This window comes from Streptomyces sp. NPDC059477 (genome assembly GCF_042749375.1).
Taxonomy (GTDB): Bacteria; Actinomycetota; Actinomycetes; order Streptomycetales; family Streptomycetaceae; genus Streptomyces.
In genome coordinates this window covers 722-21785 of record NZ_JBHYUG010000101.1, presented here as the reverse complement: position 1 = coordinate 21785, position 21064 = coordinate 722, and the positions used below count along the sequence as shown (strand labels likewise).

25 protein-coding genes and 1 pseudogene are annotated in these 21064 nt (G+C 69.8%); 9 read left to right on the top strand and 17 right to left on the bottom strand.

All coding sequences use genetic code 11. The annotated features are described in order from the left end of the window. Position 1: 1 nt before the first annotated feature. The 13 genes from ACFXAZ_RS33280 to ACFXAZ_RS33220 form a co-directional block, all read right to left on the bottom strand. Positions 2-262 carry a hypothetical protein gene (locus tag ACFXAZ_RS33280; protein ID WP_384598719.1) on the bottom strand — a complete coding sequence of 87 codons (261 nt, stop codon included), beginning with the start codon at positions 260-262 and terminating at the stop codon, positions 2-4. Further along, the gene (locus tag ACFXAZ_RS33275) at positions 259-480 is read right to left on the bottom strand and encodes a DUF6011 domain-containing protein (RefSeq protein ID WP_384598717.1); all 222 of its coding nucleotides are present in this window, start codon (positions 478-480) and stop codon (positions 259-261) included. Before ACFXAZ_RS33275 ends, ACFXAZ_RS33280 begins: the two co-directional genes overlap by 4 nt. Next, on the bottom strand, positions 477-1748 hold the full coding sequence (locus ACFXAZ_RS33270) for a DnaB-like helicase N-terminal domain-containing protein (RefSeq protein WP_384598715.1): 1272 nt from the start codon (positions 1746-1748) through the stop codon (positions 477-479). The genes ACFXAZ_RS33275 and ACFXAZ_RS33270 overlap by 4 nt, the downstream gene beginning before the upstream one ends. Before the next feature lie 50 nt (positions 1749-1798). Next, positions 1799-3037 carry a WhiB family transcriptional regulator gene (locus tag ACFXAZ_RS33265; RefSeq protein WP_384598713.1) on the bottom strand — a complete coding sequence of 413 codons (1239 nt, stop codon included), beginning with the start codon at positions 3035-3037 and terminating at the stop codon, positions 1799-1801. Further along, a complete protein-coding gene (locus ACFXAZ_RS33260) occupies positions 3034-4515 on the bottom strand; it encodes a UvrD-helicase domain-containing protein (protein WP_384598711.1) in 1482 nt (493 codons plus the stop codon). Before ACFXAZ_RS33260 ends, ACFXAZ_RS33265 begins: the two co-directional genes overlap by 4 nt. A gap of 8 nt (positions 4516-4523) precedes the next feature. Next, complete coding sequence (locus ACFXAZ_RS33255) at positions 4524-4889, bottom strand: hypothetical protein (protein WP_384598709.1); 366 nt, start codon at positions 4887-4889, stop codon at positions 4524-4526. Between the two features lie 82 nt (positions 4890-4971). Further along, the gene (locus ACFXAZ_RS33250) at positions 4972-6234 is read right to left on the bottom strand and encodes an AAA family ATPase (RefSeq protein ID WP_384598708.1); all 1263 of its coding nucleotides are present in this window, start codon (positions 6232-6234) and stop codon (positions 4972-4974) included. Then, entirely contained in the window at positions 6231-6530 is a 300-nt protein-coding gene (locus ACFXAZ_RS33245) for a hypothetical protein (protein ID WP_384598706.1), read from the bottom strand. Before ACFXAZ_RS33245 ends, ACFXAZ_RS33250 begins: the two co-directional genes overlap by 4 nt. Then, positions 6527-7345 (bottom strand): hypothetical protein, encoded by an 819-nt coding sequence (locus tag ACFXAZ_RS33240; RefSeq protein ID WP_384598704.1) that lies wholly within the window; start codon positions 7343-7345, stop codon positions 6527-6529. Before ACFXAZ_RS33240 ends, ACFXAZ_RS33245 begins: the two co-directional genes overlap by 4 nt. Then, positions 7342-8082, bottom strand: a complete 741-nt coding sequence (locus ACFXAZ_RS33235; RefSeq protein WP_384598702.1) for a BN159_2729 family protein — start codon at positions 8080-8082, stop codon at positions 7342-7344. The genes ACFXAZ_RS33240 and ACFXAZ_RS33235 overlap by 4 nt, the downstream gene beginning before the upstream one ends. Continuing rightward, entirely contained in the window at positions 8079-8426 is a 348-nt protein-coding gene (locus ACFXAZ_RS33230) for a hypothetical protein (protein ID WP_384598700.1), read from the bottom strand. Before ACFXAZ_RS33230 ends, ACFXAZ_RS33235 begins: the two co-directional genes overlap by 4 nt. After that, positions 8423-9025, bottom strand: a complete 603-nt coding sequence (locus tag ACFXAZ_RS33225) for an RNA polymerase sigma factor (protein WP_384598698.1) — start codon at positions 9023-9025, stop codon at positions 8423-8425. Before ACFXAZ_RS33225 ends, ACFXAZ_RS33230 begins: the two co-directional genes overlap by 4 nt. 73 nt (positions 9026-9098) lie before the next feature. Further along, the gene (locus ACFXAZ_RS33220; protein WP_384598696.1) at positions 9099-9602 is read right to left on the bottom strand and encodes a hypothetical protein; all 504 of its coding nucleotides are present in this window, start codon (positions 9600-9602) and stop codon (positions 9099-9101) included. A gap of 231 nt (positions 9603-9833) precedes the next feature. Between ACFXAZ_RS33220 and ACFXAZ_RS33215 the strand changes: the two genes are divergently transcribed. From ACFXAZ_RS33215 to ACFXAZ_RS33205, 3 genes are all read left to right on the top strand, one after another. Then, positions 9834-10256, top strand: coding sequence for a helix-turn-helix domain-containing protein (locus tag ACFXAZ_RS33215; protein ID WP_384598694.1), 423 nt, complete (start codon positions 9834-9836; stop codon positions 10254-10256). A 173-nt stretch (positions 10257-10429) separates the two neighbouring features. Beyond that, positions 10430-10675 (top strand): hypothetical protein, encoded by a 246-nt coding sequence (locus ACFXAZ_RS33210; RefSeq protein ID WP_384598692.1) that lies wholly within the window; start codon positions 10430-10432, stop codon positions 10673-10675. A gap of 15 nt (positions 10676-10690) precedes the next feature. After that, positions 10691-12112 (top strand): tyrosine-type recombinase/integrase, encoded by a 1422-nt coding sequence (locus ACFXAZ_RS33205; RefSeq protein WP_384598690.1) that lies wholly within the window; start codon positions 10691-10693, stop codon positions 12110-12112. A gap of 318 nt (positions 12113-12430) precedes the next feature. On the opposite strand, the gene ACFXAZ_RS33200 is transcribed toward ACFXAZ_RS33205, so the two are convergent. Further along, on the bottom strand, positions 12431-12931 hold the full coding sequence (locus ACFXAZ_RS33200; protein WP_384598688.1) for a tyrosine-type recombinase/integrase: 501 nt from the start codon (positions 12929-12931) through the stop codon (positions 12431-12433). A 191-nt stretch (positions 12932-13122) separates the two neighbouring features. Here ACFXAZ_RS33200 and ACFXAZ_RS33195 point away from each other — a divergent pair, with 191 nt between their 5' ends. From ACFXAZ_RS33195 to ACFXAZ_RS33180, 4 genes are all read left to right on the top strand, one after another. Further along, on the top strand, positions 13123-13911 hold the full coding sequence (locus tag ACFXAZ_RS33195; protein ID WP_384598761.1) for a hypothetical protein: 789 nt from the start codon (positions 13123-13125) through the stop codon (positions 13909-13911). Continuing rightward, a complete protein-coding gene (locus ACFXAZ_RS33190) occupies positions 13833-14042 on the top strand; it encodes a hypothetical protein (RefSeq protein WP_384598759.1) in 210 nt (69 codons plus the stop codon). Before ACFXAZ_RS33195 ends, ACFXAZ_RS33190 begins: the two co-directional genes overlap by 79 nt. A 676-nt stretch (positions 14043-14718) precedes the next feature. Next, positions 14719-14787, top strand: a complete 69-nt coding sequence (locus ACFXAZ_RS33185; protein WP_384598757.1) for a hypothetical protein — start codon at positions 14719-14721, stop codon at positions 14785-14787. A 27-nt stretch (positions 14788-14814) separates the two neighbouring features. Beyond that, complete coding sequence (locus tag ACFXAZ_RS33180; protein ID WP_384598686.1) at positions 14815-14970, top strand: hypothetical protein; 156 nt, start codon at positions 14815-14817, stop codon at positions 14968-14970. Positions 14971-15597: 627 nt separating this feature from the next. Here the strand turns inward: ACFXAZ_RS33180 and ACFXAZ_RS33175 are convergent. Beyond that, positions 15598-15871, bottom strand: a pseudogene (locus tag ACFXAZ_RS33175) (DUF6344 domain-containing protein); the annotation flags it as partial. A 338-nt stretch (positions 15872-16209) separates the two neighbouring features. On the opposite strand from ACFXAZ_RS33175, the gene ACFXAZ_RS33170 reads away from it, so the two are divergent. Then, entirely contained in the window at positions 16210-16338 is a 129-nt protein-coding gene (locus ACFXAZ_RS33170; RefSeq protein WP_217788237.1) for a DLW-39 family protein, read from the top strand. A gap of 180 nt (positions 16339-16518) precedes the next feature. Further along, positions 16519-17862, top strand: a complete 1344-nt coding sequence (locus tag ACFXAZ_RS33165) for a hypothetical protein (RefSeq protein ID WP_384598684.1) — start codon at positions 16519-16521, stop codon at positions 17860-17862. Positions 17863-17935: 73 nt separating this feature from the next. Here ACFXAZ_RS33165 and ACFXAZ_RS33160 read toward each other — a convergent pair whose 3' ends face one another. Both ACFXAZ_RS33160 and ACFXAZ_RS33155 read right to left on the bottom strand, forming a co-directional pair. Continuing rightward, positions 17936-19630: a serine/threonine-protein kinase gene (locus ACFXAZ_RS33160; protein ID WP_384598682.1), complete on the bottom strand. Its 1695-nt coding sequence runs from the start codon at positions 19628-19630 to the stop codon at positions 17936-17938. A gap of 753 nt (positions 19631-20383) precedes the next feature. Continuing rightward, complete coding sequence (locus tag ACFXAZ_RS33155; protein WP_382682687.1) at positions 20384-20932, bottom strand: helix-turn-helix domain-containing protein; 549 nt, start codon at positions 20930-20932, stop codon at positions 20384-20386. Between the last annotated feature and the right edge of the window lie 132 nt (positions 20933-21064).

The following is a 21064-nucleotide window of genomic DNA, read 5'->3' as shown; positions in this document are numbered from 1 at the left end:
GTCAGTTCTCCTTCGTGGTGGTGGCGGGCTTCACGCCAGCCGCGTCGTACCAGGCGTGGAACTCGGCGGAGCCCATGCCGGGCTCCGATCCGTCGATGGGGGCCTGCATGGCGGTGGCGGCGGCGAGGGCGAGCGTGGCATGTGCCTGTGCTGCGGTGGCCAGTGCGGCGCCGGTGACCGGGTCTCCCCCGTCTCCGTAGGTGAAGTGGTGGGCGCGGTCCAGGAGCCGTTCGGCTTCGCGGTAGTGATCGGGGCCGGTCACGTCGACTCCTCGGGGAGTTCGGGTTGGATGGGGATGGTGGTCTGGTCGGGGTGGACGTCAGGCTTCGTGACGGCGGTCACCGAGGCGGCTGGGCGGCGCTGATGGGGCGTCGGCGGGAGGAGCCCGCGCCGCTGGCCGCACACCGGCCCGTAGCCGCGCGCACGGGACTCCGGGGTGGTCAGGGCCTGCGGGCAGTACCGGCATCTGACGGGCGTCACCCCGTGGCCCCGGTGCTGGAGTAGCCGCGTACGTCGGTGTCGATCGGGACGTAGGGCACCCAGGGCCAGCCGCCCCGCTCCCCCTGCCGGAGAAACGGCGGGAACGCCCGGTCGTCACGCAAGCCCCGCCACGGGACCAGGCGCCGGGCACGGTCCTCTTCCGCGCTCTTCTCGTCCTCCACGGGCCGGAGGCCGAACCCGAACTCCGGCCACCGCATCCACAGAGCGGACCCGGCCGGGCGGAGGGCGCGCGGCCCGAACCCGTTCCCGTGCGGGGCGTGCGCCTCCAGGACCATCGCGCAGTTCGCCGTCACTCGGGCTTCCGTCAGCGCGACTGTGACCTTCCGCGCGTGCTCCTCGGCGTTCGGGTCGCCGGTGTGGAGTTGGTAGATCGGTCCGATCACCAGCAGATCGGGCATGACCTGCTCCACGCGGCGCATCAGCCACGCCCGGCCATCCGCGCGGGTGAGGTCGACACCTTCGGGCCGCACGTCGATGTGGAGCTGGCCCCGCTTCACCGGCATGTGCCCACGGGCGGCAGCGTTGATCAGATGCCGGTAGTGGCGGCGGGACTGCGGCGCCGAGTTCTCGCAGTCCAGGACCAGCACCTTCTGCGGCCCGTACTCCGACGGCATGATCGTGAAAGGGTTCACCCCGGCGGCCACGGCGACGGCGATCTGCCGCAGCAGCACGCTCTTTCCCCCGCCCTCACCGGCCGTGAGGATCAGCCGGTCCCCGCGCTCCAGCAGCCCCGGGACCACCCAGTCGTGCGTGTCCTCCACGGTGAGGAAGTCGTGCATGTCTGTGACCGGGGTGTCCTCGGCGGCGCGTCCGGCGTCCCGTACGTCCCGGGCGAGGGCGACCGCTTCCTCGGCGAGGTCGCCGGGGTCACCGGCGGTGGGGTCGTAGCCGCGCTGCATGATGCGGTGCCCGGCGTTGATCAGCGCCCGACGCTGGGCAAGCTGGCGGATGCGCTCGGCGTAGTACTCGGCGTGCGCGACGGTGGGGACGTACTGGACGAGGGTGTGCAGGTAGGAGGCGCCGCCAATCTTCAAGAGTTCGCCTGCGGCCTGGAGGGCGGCGGCCAGGGTGATCGGGTCGACCGGTTCGGCGCGGTCGATGAGTTCGCCGGCGGTGGCGTGGATGATGGCGTGGGCGGGCCGGTAGAAGTCGGCCGTGGGCACCATTTGGTGGACGCGACGGGCGTCACGGCCAGCAAGCTGGAGCGCGCCGAGGAATGCCATCTCGGCTTCGCGATCGGCTGGCATAGCGCGATCGAACAGCGGCGCCGAGTCATCCTCGGGGACGTGGTCCGTCATCAGAAGATCCCTCGTTCTGTGGGGTCGGTGTAGCGGGTGGGGGTGCCCGGGATGGCGGGCTGGTGGTGGGCGGGCGTCGCCTCGGGCGCGTCGTCGTAGCGCTCGCCGTTCAGCCACTTCGTGGGGTGCGGGATGTACTGGGAGGCTGTTTGGGCGGCTCGCCATTGGGCGGCGTGCCGGGCGGCGGCAGCGGTGATCTGCTCGGGGTCGGCGCCACGTTTCAGAGCCTTGGACCAGGCCGTACGGGCGTCGCGCTTGGCCACCTTGCGCGGGTACGCGGCCCAGAAGGCATCGAAGGCCGGGTCATCCGCCGCCGGAGGCTGGCGTGCGGGCGGCTGGTCGGCGGTCGGGCGGCGGGCGGGTGTGGAGCGGGAGGGTGCAGGGGAGGGACGGCTGGCCCGTCGCGCGACCGGGGCCGGGGCGGGGGGCGGCATGGTGCTGTCGAGCGGAGGCAGGACGTACGCGGCGACCGCGTTCCGCTGGCCGACCGTGGCCCGCACCAACGCCCCCTTCGAGATGAGCGACTTGATCACGGCGTACATCTGGGGCCGGGACACCCGCGCCCGCCGCAGCATGTCCGGCGCTTCGACGCTGGACCGGGTAGTGCGGGTGTCGTCGTCGGCGTCAGCCGCCAGCACCGCGAGCACCCACGCCTCACGGTGCGTCAGCGTCACCGGGGCCATGTTCATGACCTCGGTGACAAGGCGGTCTCCCACCGGCGCTGTCCTCCCGTCGTGCTGGTTGTGGTGCTGGTGACCGTCGGTCCGGCAGCCGGTCCCATCCGCCGGCCGGCCCGCGACACAGGGGGTGGGCGTCTGTGTGGAGCCGGTGGCCCGGTACCCGCGAGCGGCGGTCGCGGCGGCGGCCTGGCACTCGGCGTCGATCGGCTCGTTCTTGCGGACGTGCCGCTGGTATGCGGCCCGGGTCCCGCACGGTGCGACCTTCCACCGCCGCTTGTTCTTCGGCTTCGGCTTCGGCTTCGGTATCGGCTTGGGCTTGGCGGCGGCCTGCTGCTGAGCGAGTGCCCAGCGCTCCGCGCCGGTGAGACCGGCGACGATGCCCCTCCGGTACACCTGGGCAACGCCCGCCTCGCGCTCCAGCGCAGCGGTCCGGCATTCTTCGAGGACCGGGCAGGAGTGGCAGATGGCCAGTGCCTGGGCCCGCTTCCTGCCGGAGAACCAGATCTCGGGGTCCTCGTCCCGGCACGCGGCCAGCAACTCCCACTCGCGGCGGCTCACGCTGCTACCGCCTTCACCTGGTCCAGCCACGACAGCGCCCGGTCGTCCAGGACCTCACGGGCGCGGGTCACCGCGACGTACGCGAGGCGGGCCTCTTCCCGGCGGATCGTCACCAGACCGGTGGACGGGTCAGCGGACGGCGCCCGGAAGTCGTCGTGGATACGGACGCGTGGCCACTCGCGGCCCTTCGACCGGTGCGCGGTCGACACCACCAGGTCGGCCTGGTCCTCCGAGACGAGTTGCTCGGTCGCGGCGACGATGACCGCCGGGCCGTGCGCGTCGACTAGGCGGACCAGCACCCGGAGGTCCGCGCCGTCGGCCTCTTCCTCGGCGTACTGCCGGACCTGGTCCCAGGTCGCGAACGCCATCAGCTCTGGGTGGTCGGTGTTCCGACCGGCCTGGAGGGCGGCGGCGGCCTCGGCGAGCCGCTTCATCTCCGAGCCGCCGCCGACCAGCGCCACCCGGACCTTGCGGGCCAGGGCGTCCATCACGACCTCCATGGCGCCCGCATTGGTACGGCACAGCACCGCATCCGGGTTCGTCAGGGTGTCCAGGCGGGAGTCCAGCGGCTCGAAGCCGCGCAGCCGCAGATCCGTGCCGACCACGTACAGCCATCGGTTCGCGGCCTCGGCGATGGCGGGCCCGAACCGGAACGACTGGCTGAGGGTCTGCACCTGGGCGCCGGCCGCCGCGAACTTGGCCAATGCGTCCGAGGCCCCGCGCCACTCGTAGATCTGCTGCGCGGAGTCGCCGACCACGATGCGCTGCGTGTGCTCCTGGCCCCCGATAACGGCCGCCACGACGTCGTTGGTGTCCTGCGCCTCATCGAGGAGAACCACGTCCGTGGCCAGCCGGGGGGCGCCTAGTTGCCACATCTTCAGGTAGTGGTCGTGCTGGAACTTGAGGACCCCGTCCGGCTTGAGGAGGTCGCGCCATGCGGCGCGGGCGACGGGGAGGACGAGTTCGGCGATCTGCTGGATCGTCGCGGGCAGCCGCAGGTTCGGCTTGCGGGGGATATGCCGGGCGGCCACCTCCGGGTCCGCCGAGTAGCACCAGTTGGTGAGGGTTTCCAGGGCGTACCGCATGATCCGCTTGGACGGCATGGCGACGGTGTCCCCGAGGTCGCCCATGATCTTCGGGATGCCGGGGCCGACCAGGTCGGTGACGCCGACGAGGACGGCGGCCTTGTGGGCGGTCTGACGGGGGCCGGAGAGGCGGTGTGCGTAGGTCTTGCCGATGGCCTGGAAGGCGAGGCTGTGGGCGGTGGAGCAACTGGCGTTGCGGGGGAAGGATCGGGCGGCGTCGGTCGCGATGCTCTTGTTGTACGCGACGTAGATCATCTGCGTGTTGGGGTCGGCCTTCGCGATCATCTTGAGCGTGGCCGACTTGCCGCATCCGGCCCCGGCCTGGAGGACCAGGTCCGTGCCGTCGCCGTACGCGTCGATCGCCTCGGTCTGCTCGTGGGTGGGGTTCACCATGGCGTGCCTCAGCTCCCATCCGGGAGATCAGCGCCGTAGATCTCTTCGAGGTCTCCGTACGTCAGACGGAATCCGCGGTACGAGTGCGGGCTGAGGGTGTCACGGTGCTCCGGGTCGGACGGCAGCGAGCTGCTGTCCAGAGCCGTCGCCGTGCGAGTGGCCCACGCGAGCAGTTCCTGGTCCAGGCCGTGCTCTGTGATGCGCTCCTCGTACGACGTGCGAAGGCTGTCGTCAATCGTCATGCCACGGCGGGTGAAGGTCTCGCGGGCGTCAGAGACGGTCTCGCGGGCCTTCTCCAGGAAGGGCGTCGGGTTCTGCGGGTCGCGCAGCCATGAGCACAGATACAGGGCGATGGCGTTGATGCTGGGGTTCACCACTGTGGTGCACCTCCTTTCTGAGGGGGTGCGGGCCCGCCCCGCAGGGGGGAAGGGGGGCGGGCCCGCGGTCAGTGGTGAATCAGGCGGCGGTCTGGCGGTCGGCGCTGGCGGTGTTCTCCAGGCCCTGGACCATGGCGGCGAAGTCGGCGGCGGCCGTCTCCCCGCGCTCCCCGAACGCGCCGAGGGTGTCCAGCAGCGTCGCGGCCTCGGCGGCGGTCAGCTCGTTCGCGGACCCGATCTGGCGGCCGATGATGAGCGAGCTGGCCCGGAGCCGCTGCTCCCGGTCCTCCTTCGCGCCGAGCCCGACGCGGGTGAAGAGGGCGTGCATCATTCGCATCTGCGGGGGTGTCGCGCGCCCCTGCGCGGGCTGCTCGGCGGGCGCCGGCTCGGCGGTGGGCGGGGTGTCCGGCGCGGTACTGGCGGGCGGGGGCGTGTTCGTGACGGCCGTCGGGGCAGGCTTGACGGCCTGCCCGTACTCCCGGATCAGCTCCCCCAGCGTCGTCGGCTCGCCGGACACCGGGTGCATCTGCCCCGAGCTGAGCAGGTTCCGCGCCTTCGCGCGGCCGTGCAGCTCCAGCGCCAGCCCGTACGTCAGCCCCTCGCCGGTCAGCTCATCCAGGATCGCCTGGACCGGGTCTACACCCTGCCCGAGCTGCTCCAGGATCAGCTCCGCGACGTCCTCGCCCGGGTGGTGGATGACCTGCCCGTTCAGCGGCTCGTACCGGGTCTTCGTGACAGTGGCGGTGCCCTCCACCATGTCCATCACGACGTCCAGCTCGTACTCGGCACCCTCCCGCTGGACCGCCCGCACGCCGACCTTGGTGACCTTCTTGCCCTCGATGACGTAGTCACCCTTGGTCCGCATGGTCACGATGAGATGGCCCCGGAAGTTCAGCAGGGCGTCCAACATCTCCTGCTCGATGGGGTTGCCGGTGCGCCAGCCGCCGAAGGTACCCCCGGCGCCCTTCGAGGCCCCGGCCTCTTCCACGATCTCCAGCAGGCCACCCCGGCCGTTCCAGAAGTGGCTCCAGGAGTCCACGATCAGGACGGCGAGGCCCGCCTCTTCGGCTGCCCGCACGACCTTGATCAGGTCGCGGGGGTCGTGCTTGTCCATGGGCAGGTGCCCGAAGGTGTGGCCCCCCAGCTCGGGGCGGCCGGGGACGGGGGCGTACTTGAGGGCGGAGCCGCGCTCGGTGTCGGCGAGGCCGATCTGTCCGCCCTGGGCGAGGCCCTCGGCGATCCGCAGGGCGGTCTTGGTCTTGCCGGAGCCAGCCGGGCCCTGGAGCCCGATCCGGGCGCGGGCCTGCTCGCGGTTCGCCGGGGCGAAGGTGAAGGTGGTCATGGGGTGTGCTCCCGGTTGCGCTGGTGGGGCGGGGTAGTGGGGAGGGGGGAGGCGGCGAGGTCGCGGAGCCGGTTCACGACGCTCATTGCGGCGCCGAAGTCGCGGCGCTTGCGCCTGAACGAGCCGTCGGTGTCGGTCGGTCCGCGCCGGTAGCGACCGTCCAGCTCCCGCTCCAGGGCGGCGGCGAGTTCGTCGCCGGTCTCTTTGCGGAGCTGGGAGAGGAGCCGGGCGGTCTCGGCGGGCGAGAGCGGGCGCCCGGCGGTCAGTGCCTGGTACGCCGTGGTGTACGCGCTCATCCGGCGGCACCGCCCTCGCTGGCGAACTGGCAGCGGATCGCCACGTGGAGCCCGCGCCAGACAGCGTGCGATGTGACGGCCTTGCCCCGGTGGGTCGTTCGCCCGAGGTCAACGGCTAGCGCCTTCTCCCAGACGACCCACTGCTCCCTGGTGGCGGTCAGCTCCAGCCTGATCGTGCGGGTGGTCGGGTTGTACGCGCCGGTGACGACCTGCGCGGGGGCGAGCGTGAGGATGTCGGCGGCGTCCCCTTCGTCACACGAGCCAGCGACATCCAGCGCGGTGACCACGTAGCCCGTCGACCGGTCGTCCTCACCGAACGCAGCGGCCAGCTCGGCGACGCCGTTCTCTTCGTCCTCGATCCAGTCGAGGGACGCACCGGGGATCTCGCGCCGGACGACCGTCTCGCAGTGCCTCCGGGCCTCGGCGGCTGTGGTGTAGAGGCGGAGCGGGATCGAGTCGTGCGACGCCCGGAACACCGTCCCCTGCGCGGCCTCCAACTCGGCGATGCGCGCCCGCATCCTGTCTGCCTCGGCAGCCGTCTGCGGGGACTGGAGCAACTGCGCGGAGACGTCGGTGATGCCCTGCATGCGCTGGATCTCGTAGTCGTCCTCGCCGTAGGCGTACGGCTCCCAGCCGTTCCAGTAGCGCCAGCCGAGCGCCGTACGCTCGCCGTCCTCCGGGTGGGTCGTGACGGTGTCGACGCGGAAGCGCCAGCCGATGGTGTTGGCGTACGTGTGGCCGGGCTGGTAGAAGTCCGGCGACGGAGTGTCGGCGGAGTCGTCCTCCGACAGCATCTGCGGGTTCTCGTGCGTCATGTCGGGTCACCGCCCTGCGGGGTGACGGGCGTCGCCGTGGTCCTGACGGCCGTCAACGGCCCCGCCTGGATCACCGCGTTCGCCAGCGAGCAGTGCTCCGGACGGCCGTCCTGCACCAGCAGCGGCATACCGGCCGGAGTCGTCTCACCGTGGAAGAACCACACATCCCCGCCCGCATCCCGCTGGGGCAGCGCTAGGTCGTAGACCACTCCTTCGTGCCGGTACGGGCGGGCGGCAACCTCGGTCGCGCGGGCGCGCACCTGCGGCACGTCGTACGCCACGACCGACACCCGGACACCGTCCCGGTAGCCGTCCCCGGTCACCGCGTACGGCAGCGGCTTCTCACCGTCGTGCGTGATCCCGAAGAAGGTGCGCCACGCGGCCCACTGCGCCTGAGAGGTGATGTGCAGCCCGACCAGGACCCGGTCACCGTCCGCGCGGGCGGCCTGGTACTCCGGGTGCCCGCCGAGCTGCTCCTGGAGAGAGGCGGCGACCTTGCGGGCCCGCTCGCAGGACTGGTCCCAGGCGATCGCCTGCCGCTCCAGGTCCGTCATCGGCGGCTGAGGATCGCGGGACCAGGCGCCAGTGCCCGTCCGGTGGAGCACGACGCCGTACCGCTCCGGGTCGGTCAGGAGGCCAGCCTTGTTCAGCTCGTGGGCCAGCGTGGTCGCGTAGGTCTCGGAGCAGCCCGCGACGTTGCGGATCAGCGCGATGGCCTGGGGGAGGTTGCGGTTCACGCGGCGGCCCCTTCCTGCTCCTGGGCCTGCGCGGCGGCGATCTGCTTGGCGAGATCGGCGGAGTTGAAGCAGACGAAGGCGTCCACCTCGAAGCCCTCCACCTCAGCGTGGAACCCGACAAAGAAGGCGTAGTGGCCTCCGCGCTCCTCGAAGCGCACAGCGTCCGGGGAGACGTGGAGCGCCTCGCGCCACACCTCTACCTCGGCCGGGCCGCCCAGGCACAGAGTGAGCCGCTTCGGGTTGGCGGTGTGGAACGAAGGGGCGCCGGAGGGCAAGCTGGGGTGCTGCACGGCGAGCTGAGCAGCGAAGCTCAGCACCGGGCCGAGGGTGTCGGTGTTCGTCATGCCGCCACCGCCGAGGTGGTGATGGCCGCCCGCATAGCGCGCGTTGCCCGGAGCTGGATCATCTTGGTCGCCGGGACGCCCTTGCCCAGCCGCGCGGCGGTCTCCGCGAGCGGCAACTCCTCCATGAACCGCAGTTCCACGCACCGGCGATGGCGGGCGCTGAGGGACTGCATCGCGGTCGCGACGGTCTCGCGGGCCTCGGCGATGTCCAGGGCCCGGAGCACGGACGACTCCGCCGACCGGTCCAGCACATCGGCGTCGACCATCTCGCCCACTGGGACCTCCAGGCGGACGAGGCTGGACTTGAAGTAGTCGGCGACCAGGTTGCGGGCGATGACCATGAGCCATCCCACGAAGCCGGCGCCGGACGCGCGCGGCTGGAAGGTGTCGAGCTTCGCGAGGGCGCGCACGAACACGTCCTGCGTGAGATCGTCGGCCAGATGCCGGGACTTCGTCCGGTTGTAGAGGAAGATCCTGACCTGGGTGTAGTGCTGGGTGTAGAGGGCGGCGAACGCCTCGGGGTCGCCAGCGCGAGCGCGAGCAACCAGTTCGGGCTCCGTGCCTCCCCCGGGGACCTTGCCGTTAGCCTGGTGTGACACCTGTTTCTCCTTGCTGGGTTCGGGTGGTTTCGGGGCCGTTCCGGGTCGCATCCGGGGCGGCCCCTTCTTTGGGTCAGGCGGCGGCACGCTGCTTCCGCATCTGGGCGAGCACGGCGTACGGGTCGAAGCGACGGCTGCGGCCGGCGTAGAGCAGACCGGGCCAGTCCTCGCCGTCGTGCTCCCGCGCCCAGTCCGTGATCTGCTGATCGATCCAGGACGAGGACTTGCCCAGGAACACCGCCAGGCCCTTCTGGTCCATCAGCTGCTCCGGCAACGGCTCTCGCTGTTCACCTGCATGCGTTCTTCGTGTAGATGTAGATTCCGTGATCGTGAAAACGGGTACTTCGAAGAAGTCGGTGACCTGTCGACCGAGCGCGCCCGCGATCAGCTCCGCCGCGCGGTCGCTGCACTCCTCCCGGGCGGTCTTTCCGCCGCCCACGGTGAAGCCGACCAGTGCGTTCGACAGACCTTCGCCTGTCGGGTCGATCGCCTTCGTCCTGGCGGCGAGGCTTTGGGTGCTCAGCCCGGCCGCCTTCATGGCGGCCCGCAGGGGGGCACCTTCATCCAGTCGTCGCATGGTGAAACCTCCGGCGCATGGCCGAATCGTGCTTCGCGGGTCCGTCTGACCAGCGATATCTACAATCTACGTGTAGACGCATATTGCGTCAAGGGCGATGAACGCCGAGGTGCCGTTACGGCGCACAGGGGCGCACAGGGGTCACGTAGACACGCCGGGGTGCGTCAAGAGCAGGTCATCACGCATCCGATCTACTTGCGCATGTAGATGCAGATGCGTGATCCTCCTTCTGTGACCAGCCACCAGAACCACCCCGGCGAGCAAGGCCCCGCCGAGGACCCGCCCCACCGGGGCGAGGACCTGGCGGCACTACTCCAGCGCCTCCTAGGGGGGGCGCCCGGCAAGACGCAGAAGGATCTGGCGACCGCCGCCCGGATCTCCTATCCGACCCTCAACGCGTGGATGAACCGCACCCGCGGAACCTCCCGCATCGAGGCGGACACGATCCGCGCACTGGTCGCCGCGTTCCGTGGATGGGGCGTGACGGTGACGCCCGCCGAAATGTTCACAGCCGTCGGCCGGCCCATTCCCGGCCGCGCCGACCAGGAGCGAGAGGCGCGCTTGCTGCGGCTCTACCGGCAGCTTCCAGACGAGCAACAGCGCGCCGTGGTCAAGTATGCGGAGGCTATGACCGCAATTGCACATGCCTCGTAGCGGTCGGTTAGTTTGCCCGGAAAGGGGGATTTTGCCCGTCGCATTTTGAGCGAAAACATACCGCTCGAATATGCCAATCACACTCCCGCCACGTTTTACACACAGGTACGATCAGTCACCCGCTGTCCTCCCGCAACGGACCACATGCCACCGCGCATCCCTGGGGGACACCTGTGTGCATCCGCATCACCACCGTGGACGATCCACTCCCGAAGATCGCCATTTGGGACCCAGACGAGGTCGAAATCCTCGTATCCAGGGGCACCCACCCGGCCGACCTGATCAGAGAGCTGCACGCGATCCTCACGATCGACCTCGGCGCACCCCACCACCCCGGCGCCGGCCTTACCTGCTTCTGCGGCGGACCCATCGAGCTACCCAAGCTCTGCACCACACCAGCCGTAGCCGGCGCACTCTGATCAGGAGAACGCACGATGGTGCGCAAGACGGCCCTGCCCAGGGCCACCAACAACCCCCGCCCGGTGCCGTCCGCACGCTGCGGCTGCCTCGTCTGCCTGAAGCGGCACCCCGGCAACCGGCCCCCGAGCGATGAACACACCGGATCCTGGGAAGCACGCTACAACGACCCGTCCGGCAAAGAGCGCGGCAAGAGCCGACCTACGTACGACGAAGCCGTTGCCTTCCTGGAGAAGACCCGCACCGAGGTGCGGCAGCGGACCTGGATTGACCCGGCCCGCGGCGAGATCACTCTCGGCGCCTGGTGGCGGCTGTGGTGGCCGACCCAGACCAAGGACGAGATGCGGATCGAGCACTGGACCCAGGCACAGCTGCGCGACGAGGGGATGTGGCGCAACCACATCGCCCCCGCCTTCGGCAGCGTGAGGCTGTTCGAGATGCAGTGGCGCGAGACGCAGCTCTGGGTCAACTCTCTCCATGACGAGAACGGCGGCCCCTTGGCGGCCTCCTCGGTCGTGAAGTGCTTCCAGGTCCTGGACCGGATGCTGACGGCCGCGAAGCTGGACCGGCGCCTCCCCTTCAATCCGGCTGAGGGCGTCAAGCTGCCGACGATCAGGGGGAAGCACCCCGAGGACCGGAGGCCCCCGAGCTACGCCCAGCTCTGGCTCATCCGGCATCAACTTCCCGAGTACTTCCACAACCTGCTGGTGCTCGCGCAGGAGACGGGTCTCCGGTTCCAGGAGCTGGCCGGTCTGCGTTGGTCGAACGTGGACTTCGAGCGGCGCCGTATCCATGTGCGTGAGGTGCTGATCGAGCCGCGGGGGAAGATCAAGCGGAAGGAGTACCCCAAGACCGATGCCGGGCTGCGGACAGTCCCGATGACCGGCCTCGCCGTGCGGGTGTTGCGAGAGCTGTGGGCGGATGAGCCGGGCGCGAGCCGGGCCGTGTCCGAGCCGGGCGACGGGCTGTGCGAGGACGAGCTGGTATTCCACGGCCGCAACAGGGTCCGCCGGGGTAGCAAGAAGAATGGCGGTGTCGGTGAACCGTACCGGGCACCGCTCCGGCGGTCCGCGTTCCGGCGGCTCTGGATCGCAGCGATCACCGCAGCGGGGGTAGTGCGCAAGAAGGTCCGGACCGTCACCGTTCAGCAGCGGGACGAGAACACGGGCCGCACCCGTGCCGTCGAGGTCAAGCGTACGGACTGGTGGCCTGACTTCCACGACACCAGGCACGCTTTCGCGTCGCGGCTGCATGACCGTGGTGTACCCGAGGTGATCGCTCAGGAGATCCTCGGGCATGAGCGTGCGGGTGAGGTGACGTGGCTGTACACGCACGCGGCGGCGGACTACGCGGGCCAGGTGCTGGCGGCGCTGGAGGAAGGCAAACCGGGTGTGGTGAGGCGGCCGGGGCGGCGGCTACAGGTGGTCACGGCCGCGTGAACCATCCCGGAATCCTCCCGGAATCCTCCCGGAGCCGCTGTACGTCCGAGAGGGCTTCCACGGGTACGGACCGTGTAGACGCATGTAGTTGGGGTGTTGAGCTGCACGTTTGCTGACCTGGGGAGATCAGGGATTTTGGCCTGAATCCTGATAAGGATGAGGCCACAGGTTCAAATCCTGTTAGCCCCACCAGCCAAGAAGCCCCCGGATCTCCTGGTCCGGGGGTTTTTGGCATCCATGGCTGACATCAACGGCGTGGGCTACCACTGGGTTATCCCAGAGCTATCCCAGGACTACCCCGGCAAGAGGGTCAGCCGATCAGCGGTCCTCCAGGAGTTCGGCCAGCATCCCGACGGCTTCCCGCTCGCTGTCGCCCACCATGTGTGTGTACACGTCCATGGTCATGCTGATCTGGCTGTGGCGGAGGATCGCTCGCGCCACCTTGGGGTGCACCTTCAGGAAGGCCAGCAGGGTGCCGCAGGTGTGCCGGGCAAGGCGGACCGTGATGCGGCGGACGCCGGCCCGCTTGACCAAGCGGTCGAAGGTACGGGAGAAGCCCGTCGGGTCGATCAGGCCGCCGTGCTCCGAAGAGAAGATCAGGTCATGGTCCGGCTTCTGTGACCAGTGGGTACCGGTGATCTTCCGTTCCAGTTCTTGAAGCTCCCGGCGCTCCTCCAAGGCGCGAGCGCAGAACTTGGGCAGCGGGAGCACCGCCTGTGACGACTCGGTCTTGAGGTCCTTGAGGACCAGGACGCAGGCCGTGTAGAGGGGTGAGCGCGGGGCGAGCGGAGGAACGTGATCGCCTCCCGTGCGTTCCACGCCTTGCCCTTGTCCTTGCTGACTTTGGGCATGTCGACCAAGAGGCGGGCCCCTTCCATGTCCTCACCCCGGTCGAACTGGGCGGCTCGGGCCTGGACTTCGAGACGGCCTTGCGCACCACGGCCGAGCTGTCCGGGGGCTGCGCCTCCACCGGCTGGCTGCGGGCCGTAATGGGCGGCAACACTCGGGCCGTGGCCCAGATGGGCGAGGCCGCCTGGAAGGAAGCGCTGTGCGAGCCCGGCCACCGGATCGCCCTTGACTTGTGGGTGAGTGAACCGGCCGCCGAGCGGGTGTCCGGCGGCTACCGGCTGCGTCAGTTGCCTGGGCGGTTCTCTAGCGGCATCGACCACGCCCGCTGGATCCTGGCTGGCCTCGACATCGAGTCCACCGAGCCCGGCTGGGCGGCCGAACCCCATGTCGTCCTGATCCCCGTAGAGGACGTTACGGTCCTGGACGGCTGGCACACCTTCGGTCTGCGTGGCGCCAGCAGGCGCTCCTTCGTGATCGAGGAGGCGTACGTTCCCGAGCGCCAGGTGCTGTCGCAGAGCGAACTGGATCCGCTGACCGCGGTCCGGCCCCGTCCGGCTGGTGCGGTCTTCCGGATGGCGTTCACCGCGATCGGCACGGTCGCTCTGTCCGGCGTACCCCTCGGCACCGCCCGGCCGCCCTCGATCTGTACGCCGGGACCCGCTGGCATAGCACGTCGTGGACATACCCGAGCTAACCGGGACCGTCGACGGGCGGAAGCCCTGCTGCTGGCCTACCTAGCCCTGCTCGCCCGGTCGTCCTTGCCGGCGGCACCCGTGAGGAGCGGGCCCGGATCCGCCGGGACATCGCCTGAGTGGGCGGGCGTTGCCGGGATGTCGTCAACACCCTTTTCTGGAAGGTCGGTTCGGGCGAGGTGTGCGCCAGTGCACCCCTGCAACGCGTGTGGCGCGCCGCCCACGCTGCTGCGCTGCATCCGACGACGTTCGATCTGACCCGGTGGGGCGGGTACTACGTGGCGGGCGGGATGGTGGCGGAGGGGACGGCGGTGGGCGGGCGGCAGATGAGGCGAAGGCGACGGGTCCTTGTTTCACGTGAAACAAAAGGGCCTCTCGGGTTCATGTGAAACGACGGCATGTTTCACGTGAAACATCCGCGAGGCGCTCAGCGTGCCCACCAACCCCCGCCTCGTCAGTCCCCCCTGACTTCCCGAAAGTCCCCCTGCTCTGAACGTCCCCCCGCATCCTCGACGAGCTGATTGACATCGTCACTCCCTGCGCCGTCCGGATCGCCGCCACTCTCCGTCTCGCCGATCACAAGGCGGCGGGTCACACCAAGATTGACGATCTGGCCGAGGTGTCCGGCACCTGCCCGGGCCGCTCACGGCGATCCTGGAGTATCTGAGCCGTCGAGATGTCTTCACCCTCCTCTCCCCCCAAGGGGTACGGCCTCAACGCCGAGGCCGAGCGGCTGCGCGACGACCACCCCGGCGGGCTGCGCTTCCGCCTCGACCTCGGTGAGGTTGGCAGTCATGTGGAGACTGCCCATCTCCTACGTCGACCTAGCCCGCCGCGACACCGGCTCCGGCTCGGCGCACCAGGCCCACTACGACACCGACCTGTGAGCAGCCCTCGCCCGTGACCTGCCCTCGGGGCATCCGGGGACCGGTTCATGAGCATGATCCCGGAGATCGCCGCCGATCAGGTGGTGACCAGCTTCGATTGGACCCGCCGTTCCCACCTGGTCGATGTCGGCGGTGGTAGCGACACCCACGCCACGGTCGCCGAACCAACACCGGCGATCTGTATCTCCTCGCCCAGGTGCTACACGACTGGGACGACGCCGACGCCGTACGGATCCTGTGCCGCTGAGCGGAGGCCGTCGGGCCCGATGACCGGGTGTTGCTCGTCGAAGGCCTGCCGCACCTCGACACGAGCCGGCTGCACGCCACCTGGATGGATCTGCGGATGCTGATGCTGTTCGGCGGCGGGGAACTCACCGACGAGGAGCTGAAGCTGGCCGCCGAGGGCTATGCCGAGCTGCTGTCGGAGTGAAGACGCCCGGTCGCCAAACGCGGCCGGACCTGGGAATGCCCTGTCTGCACATGTACGCAAGATCGCCAACGGGCGACGATGCCAAAAGGTAGACGCAAAGATTAAGGAAGAGCCAAGGAGAAGGAAGAGCCAAGGGGAAGGAGGAAGAGCTTGGGAGAAGTGCGGGCGGTGAGAAGGAGAGATGAGGTCCGGCGACGAGGGAAGCACGGCTGGTAGGCAGACAACAGGGACAGGCGCAGGTACGGACCGGGGAAAGCGGCGGGGCGGCTCAACGCTGGAGCGGGGCCGTACGGAGGGCGCCTGCGGCGTCCGTGGAGTCTGCGGCGGCTGTGTAGTTCGTGGTCTTCGTCGTCCCCTCCACACCCGTGGCTTTCGTGGCTCCCACAGCCTGCGTGGTTCCCGTTGCATCCGCGGCCCGCATTGTTCCCGTAGCTCCCGCCGCCCCCGTAACTCCTGTGGCGCGCGCTGCTCTCATGGCTCCTGTGACCCGCGTGGCACCCACACCATCCCTGCCGCCCTTCGCGTCCGTACCGTTGACGGCTTTCTGGGTGTCCGACGAGCGGGCCCCGGCGTCGCAGTGATGGTCCACAAGGTTGCTGGCGTCGCCGGCATCGCTCGTGGTGTTCGTGAGCGGGCGGTGGCGGCAGCTCGGGGACTTGCCGTGGGCCTCCGCGCGGATCCGCTGCTTCATCGTGGGGGGTAGCGATGTTGCCCGGGGCCAGGCCCGGTGGGAGATCGCCGGCAGTGCGGTGACGGTCTCGGCGCTGCTGCGGGCAGCCTCGGTCTGCGGGGCCGCCGATGCGGCGGCGGCCGTGGTGGTGATGAGTCCCAGCGCCGTGCACAGCGCGAGGAAGGCGGTGACGATGGCGGTCCACACCGTCATGACCTTGTTCCGGGCCATGGCCCCTCACTTTCAGGTTGGGCGATTTGCGTACTTTCCTCATGATGTGTATGGGGGTCGCGAAGTGGTGGACCGACGCTCGCGGCGCGTTGATCGTCTGATGAACACCACTCGGATGGGTGCAAGGCCCTGAAAAGGGGGAGAAAGTGGCGGAAGTGCAGACATAGTGACCGTCCGTAAGGGTGTGATCACCCTCCGATCGGAAAGTCGGTCTCCCCTCCTATCGCGGCCTCCAGAGCCGGGAGTTGAGGGCCACGGCAGGTCACATACCGATATCGGCCGGTGTGTATAGTCGGGCGGCAGAGGTCCCCTACGTCAAGGAAAGACGAGGTCGCGCGGTGAAGAAGCTTCTCCTGGTCGTACTGGCCGCCATCGGCGGGCTCCTCGTGTACCGCCAGATCCAGGCGGATCGCGCCGAGCAGGATCTGTGGACGGAGGCGACTGACTCCGTGCCCACGGGTTCGTGAGCATCGACATCCAGTTCTGACAGTTCTGAGTGATCGGCGTTCGGTCCTGAAACACCGATGACCGGTCCTGAAAGACCCCGGCCGCCCAAGCGGTCGGGGTTTTGCGTGTGCGGGGCGATGCGGCGCGGCAGGATGGCCCAGGTACGGAGTACAGGGCCGACTGGTGGCGAGGAGTGGCGCGTGATAGGGCGGCGGCGTACGACGTGGACGGGCGCGACGGCGGTGCTGTGGACGACGTGGACGCTCCTGGTTCCCCATCCGGCGTACTCCGCCGGCAGTTCCGTGCCCTCCGAGGGCGGGTACGCCTTCGCCGAGGAGGTTCGAGCGGTGGAACCGGCCGAGTCCACCATCGACGCGGAGCGCCTGGAACCCGGCACCGCGTACCGCAGCACCCTCCCGCCCGAAGGCAAGATCTACTTTCGCCTCGAACTCGACGCGACCTCCACCACCTACGTCTCCGCCACCGCCGTACCGCCCGATGACACCCAGGTCGTCACGGCGGACGGGATCCGGGTCACCGTGGAGGACACCGACGGCGACTCGTGCTCGTACGACACGGAGACCATCGGCGCGGCCCGCAGCCCGCACCCGATCGTGGCGTGGGGCGCCCGCGAGGCCGGACCGGGGAGCAATCGCTGCGAGGGCGAGGGCACCTACTACGCCGTCGTGGAGCGGGTTTCCTCGACGTCCTCCGCGCCCGACACCTGGGACCTGGAACTGGCCGTGGTGTCCGAGCCGGGGCTGACCGAGTCCGGCGGGACGCAGGCGCCGGAGAGTTGGAACTCCGCGCCGCCGAAAGCGGTGACCGGCGATCCGGTCCGTCGCGCGGGCGGCGCGGGCTTCGCCTCGGCGACCCCGCTCGGCGAGGGCGTCTGGGAGGACGCGATCGCACCCGCGCAGACCCTCTTCTACGAGATCCCGGTCGACTGGGGTACGCAACTGTCGGCGACCGCAGAGCTGAGCGGTTCGGGCGAGCAGGGCGCCTATACGTCCGGTGCGCTGGATCTGACCCTGCACAACCCGGTGCGTGCCCCGGTCGAGGACGCGAGCGCCGGCTACAGCGGCCGACAGGCGGCGGCCACGCTGCAACCACTGCCGCCGGTCGAGTACGCCAACCGCCATGCCATCGCGGGACGGGTCAACGGCATGCGGTTCGCGGGCTCGTATTACCTGGTCGTCCATCTATCCGAACAAGTGACCGATCGGCTCGGGGGAGGGCCGTTCGGGCTGACGCTGCGGGTGGGTATCGAGGGGGCCGCACAGTCCGGACCGGGGTACGAGGGAGAGCCGACGCCGGCAGGGGTCTTCACGGCCGAGGGAGCGGCCGGAGGCCAGGGTGGTGGCACGGGAGGGTCGACGGGGGACGGCGGGCCCAGCGGCTCCGGCGGTACGACGGGCGGTGGCGGGGCGATGACCGCCCTGGCCGTGGGCGGAATCGGCGCGGGGAGCGCGCTGCTGGCGTGGCTGGCCCTGTGGACGGTGACGGCACGGCGCAGGGGGACGGGGCGGCGGACGGCGGTCTGATGCATCGTCCGTGCGGGGTCGTACGGGGCCGTGCGGGGTGGGACGGGGTCGTGTGGGCGGGACGGGGGCGGATTCAGATGTGGGTCAGCGCCCAGAACCCCACGGCGTAGCAGGCCATGGCCAGCAGCAGCACGGGGATCGCGACCTTCGCGGGCGGGCCGGTGCGGCTCTTGCGGCGCCGGTCGGCACGGTGTCGCGGAATTGCCTGTGCGGGAGTGGGAACCTGCGGGTCCTGAGCGGTGTACGAAGTAGTAGAAGCTTCGATACGCGGGCGGGGGGTCAGGACGTGAGTGGATTCGTGGGGGTGATGCGGGGGAGCCTGCTGGGGGTGCGGTTGTGGCTGGTGTTGGGGTTGGTGGGGTGGCTGGGGCGGGATGCGTGGGGGAGCCGGGGGCTGGGACTGCGCCGGAGGTTGAGGCTGCGGCTGCCCGGGGGGCTGGGCCCGGAGTTCGGATGTGGTGGATTGCGGCGGCGGAAGGTGGAAGCTCCCGGTGTCCGACATGCTGACCGGCGGCGCGATGGAGGGGTGTGGGGCGGAGGGATGCCGGTCAGACGGGTGAGAGGCGGAGGAAGGGTGAGAGGCGGTGGGCCGACGGGGGTCAAAGCCGCTGGAGCCCGTGTCAGTGTCAGTGCCGGTTCCCATACCGGTGCCGAGTCCTGGACCACCACTGGCTCCGGCCCCCGAACCGGCTCCGGCTCCGGCTCCCATTCTGGCTCCGGCGCCCGATCCACCCGCCCGCGGATCGAGAGACAGGGACCCGGTGCCGGGCCACATCCCGGAGGCCCCTGTCCCTGCCCCCATACCCGTCCCAGCGCCAGTCCGAGTGCCCGTGCCGGTGCCGGTGCCTGTGCCTGTGCCCGTCCCGGGGTCAACCCCCGACGCCGGCTTCAGCGGTCCTTCCGGTGCGAACCCGCCGGGGAGGGGACCGAGTTGGTCGAAGATCTCGACCTGCTCGTCGTCCGGCCCGGGTTCGGGCAGCAGCTCCGCCGCCGCGGCCAGCGCCTTGCGTGCCCCCGTGGCGGTCCGGAAACGGGACGCGGGGTCCGGCTGGAGCAGCGTGGCGACGACCTGCCAGAGGGGCTCGGGAATCCCCTGGGGCGCGCCGGGGGTGCCATGCGCGGCGAAATACTGGATGAGCGCCTTGGCGTCCGGCTTGGCTCCCTCCAGGAGATACAGCGCGACGAGTCCTACGGCGAACAGGTCGGCCGGGAAGTCGGGTTCCGCGCCCATCATCTGCTCGGGGGCGAGATAGCCGGGCGTGCCCACCACGAGGTTGGTCTCGGTGAGACGGGGCTCGCCGAAGCGCATGGCGATGCCGAAGTCCGACAGCCGCAGTCGGGGGCGGGCGGTGCCGGTGGCCTCCAGCAGGATGTTGGCGGGCTTGATGTCGCGGTGCACCACTCCCTCGGCGTGCACGGCGGCGAGTCCGGACAGCAGTTGGTCGAGCAGGGTGCAGACGAACGCGGGTGGTAGGGGCCCGTAGTCCCCGATGAGATGGACCAGTGAACCGCCGGCCACCAGGTCCATGGTGAACAGGACCTTGTCGTCGTCGGCGGCCCAGCTGGCGGGCGCGAGCACATGGGGATGGTCGATCCGCAGAGCCTGTTCGCGCACGAAGCGCAGCAGGGAGTGGGCGTCGCTCTGCTGGAGCACCTTGGCGGCCACGTAGCGGCGACGGCGGTGGTCCCACGCGCGCCAGACGGCGCCGACCCCTCCGCGCCCGATCGGGTCGACCAGTTCGTACCGTGCGGCGAAGACCTCACCCATGGCTGTGCGCTGCTCCTCCCCTCGGGCGGCCCTTCTCGTTCCCCTCTGCTTCCCCCGTCAGGAGCGCCATGACCCCTTCAGTTCCCCACGTTTCGGCCCGCGATCGAGCCCGTGTTCCGGTCCCACGTCTCAGCCCCAAGCTTTCCGTCCTACGATCCGGGGTTCGCCGTCCCCGACGCCCCCGCGAGCCCCGCCCCGACCACCCGGGGACTTATCCCTGACCACCTGGGGACTTCTCCACAACAGCCCCGGGAACCCTTCCCCAACCACCCGGTTCCCCGACCACCCGGGAAACCATCCCCGACGGACTCCGGCCCCCTATCCGGCGACCCGGGGCGACCTTGGGGCGACCCCAGGAATCCTCCCCGGGACCTTGCACCCGGGACCTGGCACCCGGCACCCGGTACCTGGCCCCCCAGAGATCTCGCCCAACAACCCCAGGAATCGTCCCCGGCAAGGCAACCTCGGTAATCCTCCCGGCAGTTCCCCTCCCCCATACCAAGAACCGCACCAGGCGTCCCCTGAGAACCCGCCCGACATCCCAGGGACCCCACCTGGCATCACCGAGGAGTCACCCGGCACCCCCGAGAACCAACCCGGCATCCCCCAGGGAACCCGCCCAACACCCCCGAGAACCCACTCGGCGCCCTTGGAGAATTCACCGGGCTCCCCGAGCCCCCCACCCCCGCACCTGCAAGCCCCCCACCCGGCCGTTCCGGTCGCCGTACCCCCGTTCGGCGACCGGAGGACCGGTCAGTTCTGGTGGGACTGGTAGTGGGCGACCGCGTCCGAGGTGCGGCCGGCGCCGTAGACACGGAGGAACTCGGCGAGTTCCGGGTGGCTGGGTGCCAGGGTGTCCGCGGCGTCGATGATGTCACCGGCGGCGGCCACCGACCGCAGCAGGGACTGGATCTCACGCACCACACGCTTGACCGTCGGAGCACCTGAACTACTCGTCGTCTGTGTGGTGTTGCTGAGCACTGAGCCCCCTTGGGATTTCTTGATCTCGTCCATGCGCTCGGTGGCCTCGGCCGCGCTCACGCTGCCGTCCGCGACCTGGCCGGCCAGCTCCTGAAGCAGCTGCACCCGCTGGACCACGGCCGGATTGCCGATCTTCGCCCGCTGACCGCTCATCAGCTGGGACAGCATCGGTGCGGACAGTCCCAGGACCCCCGCGAGACGAGCCTGGTTGAGCCCCAGGTCGTCGATGAGCTTACGGAAGAGTGCCCCCAGCGGCTCTCCGTACCAGTTCCGCTGCAGTTCCCGCGCTCTTGCGGTGGCTTCCTGCTGTGCGGCGTCCATTGCGTCTCCCCATCGCTTTCCCCAAAACGGCGGGGGGGGGTGGCGCACAAACCCCCGCAAAATATTAAGTTTTGTTGGCGGGCGGGGGGCCCCCCACACATTTTTTTATACACAGGGGGACCCGCCGAAGAG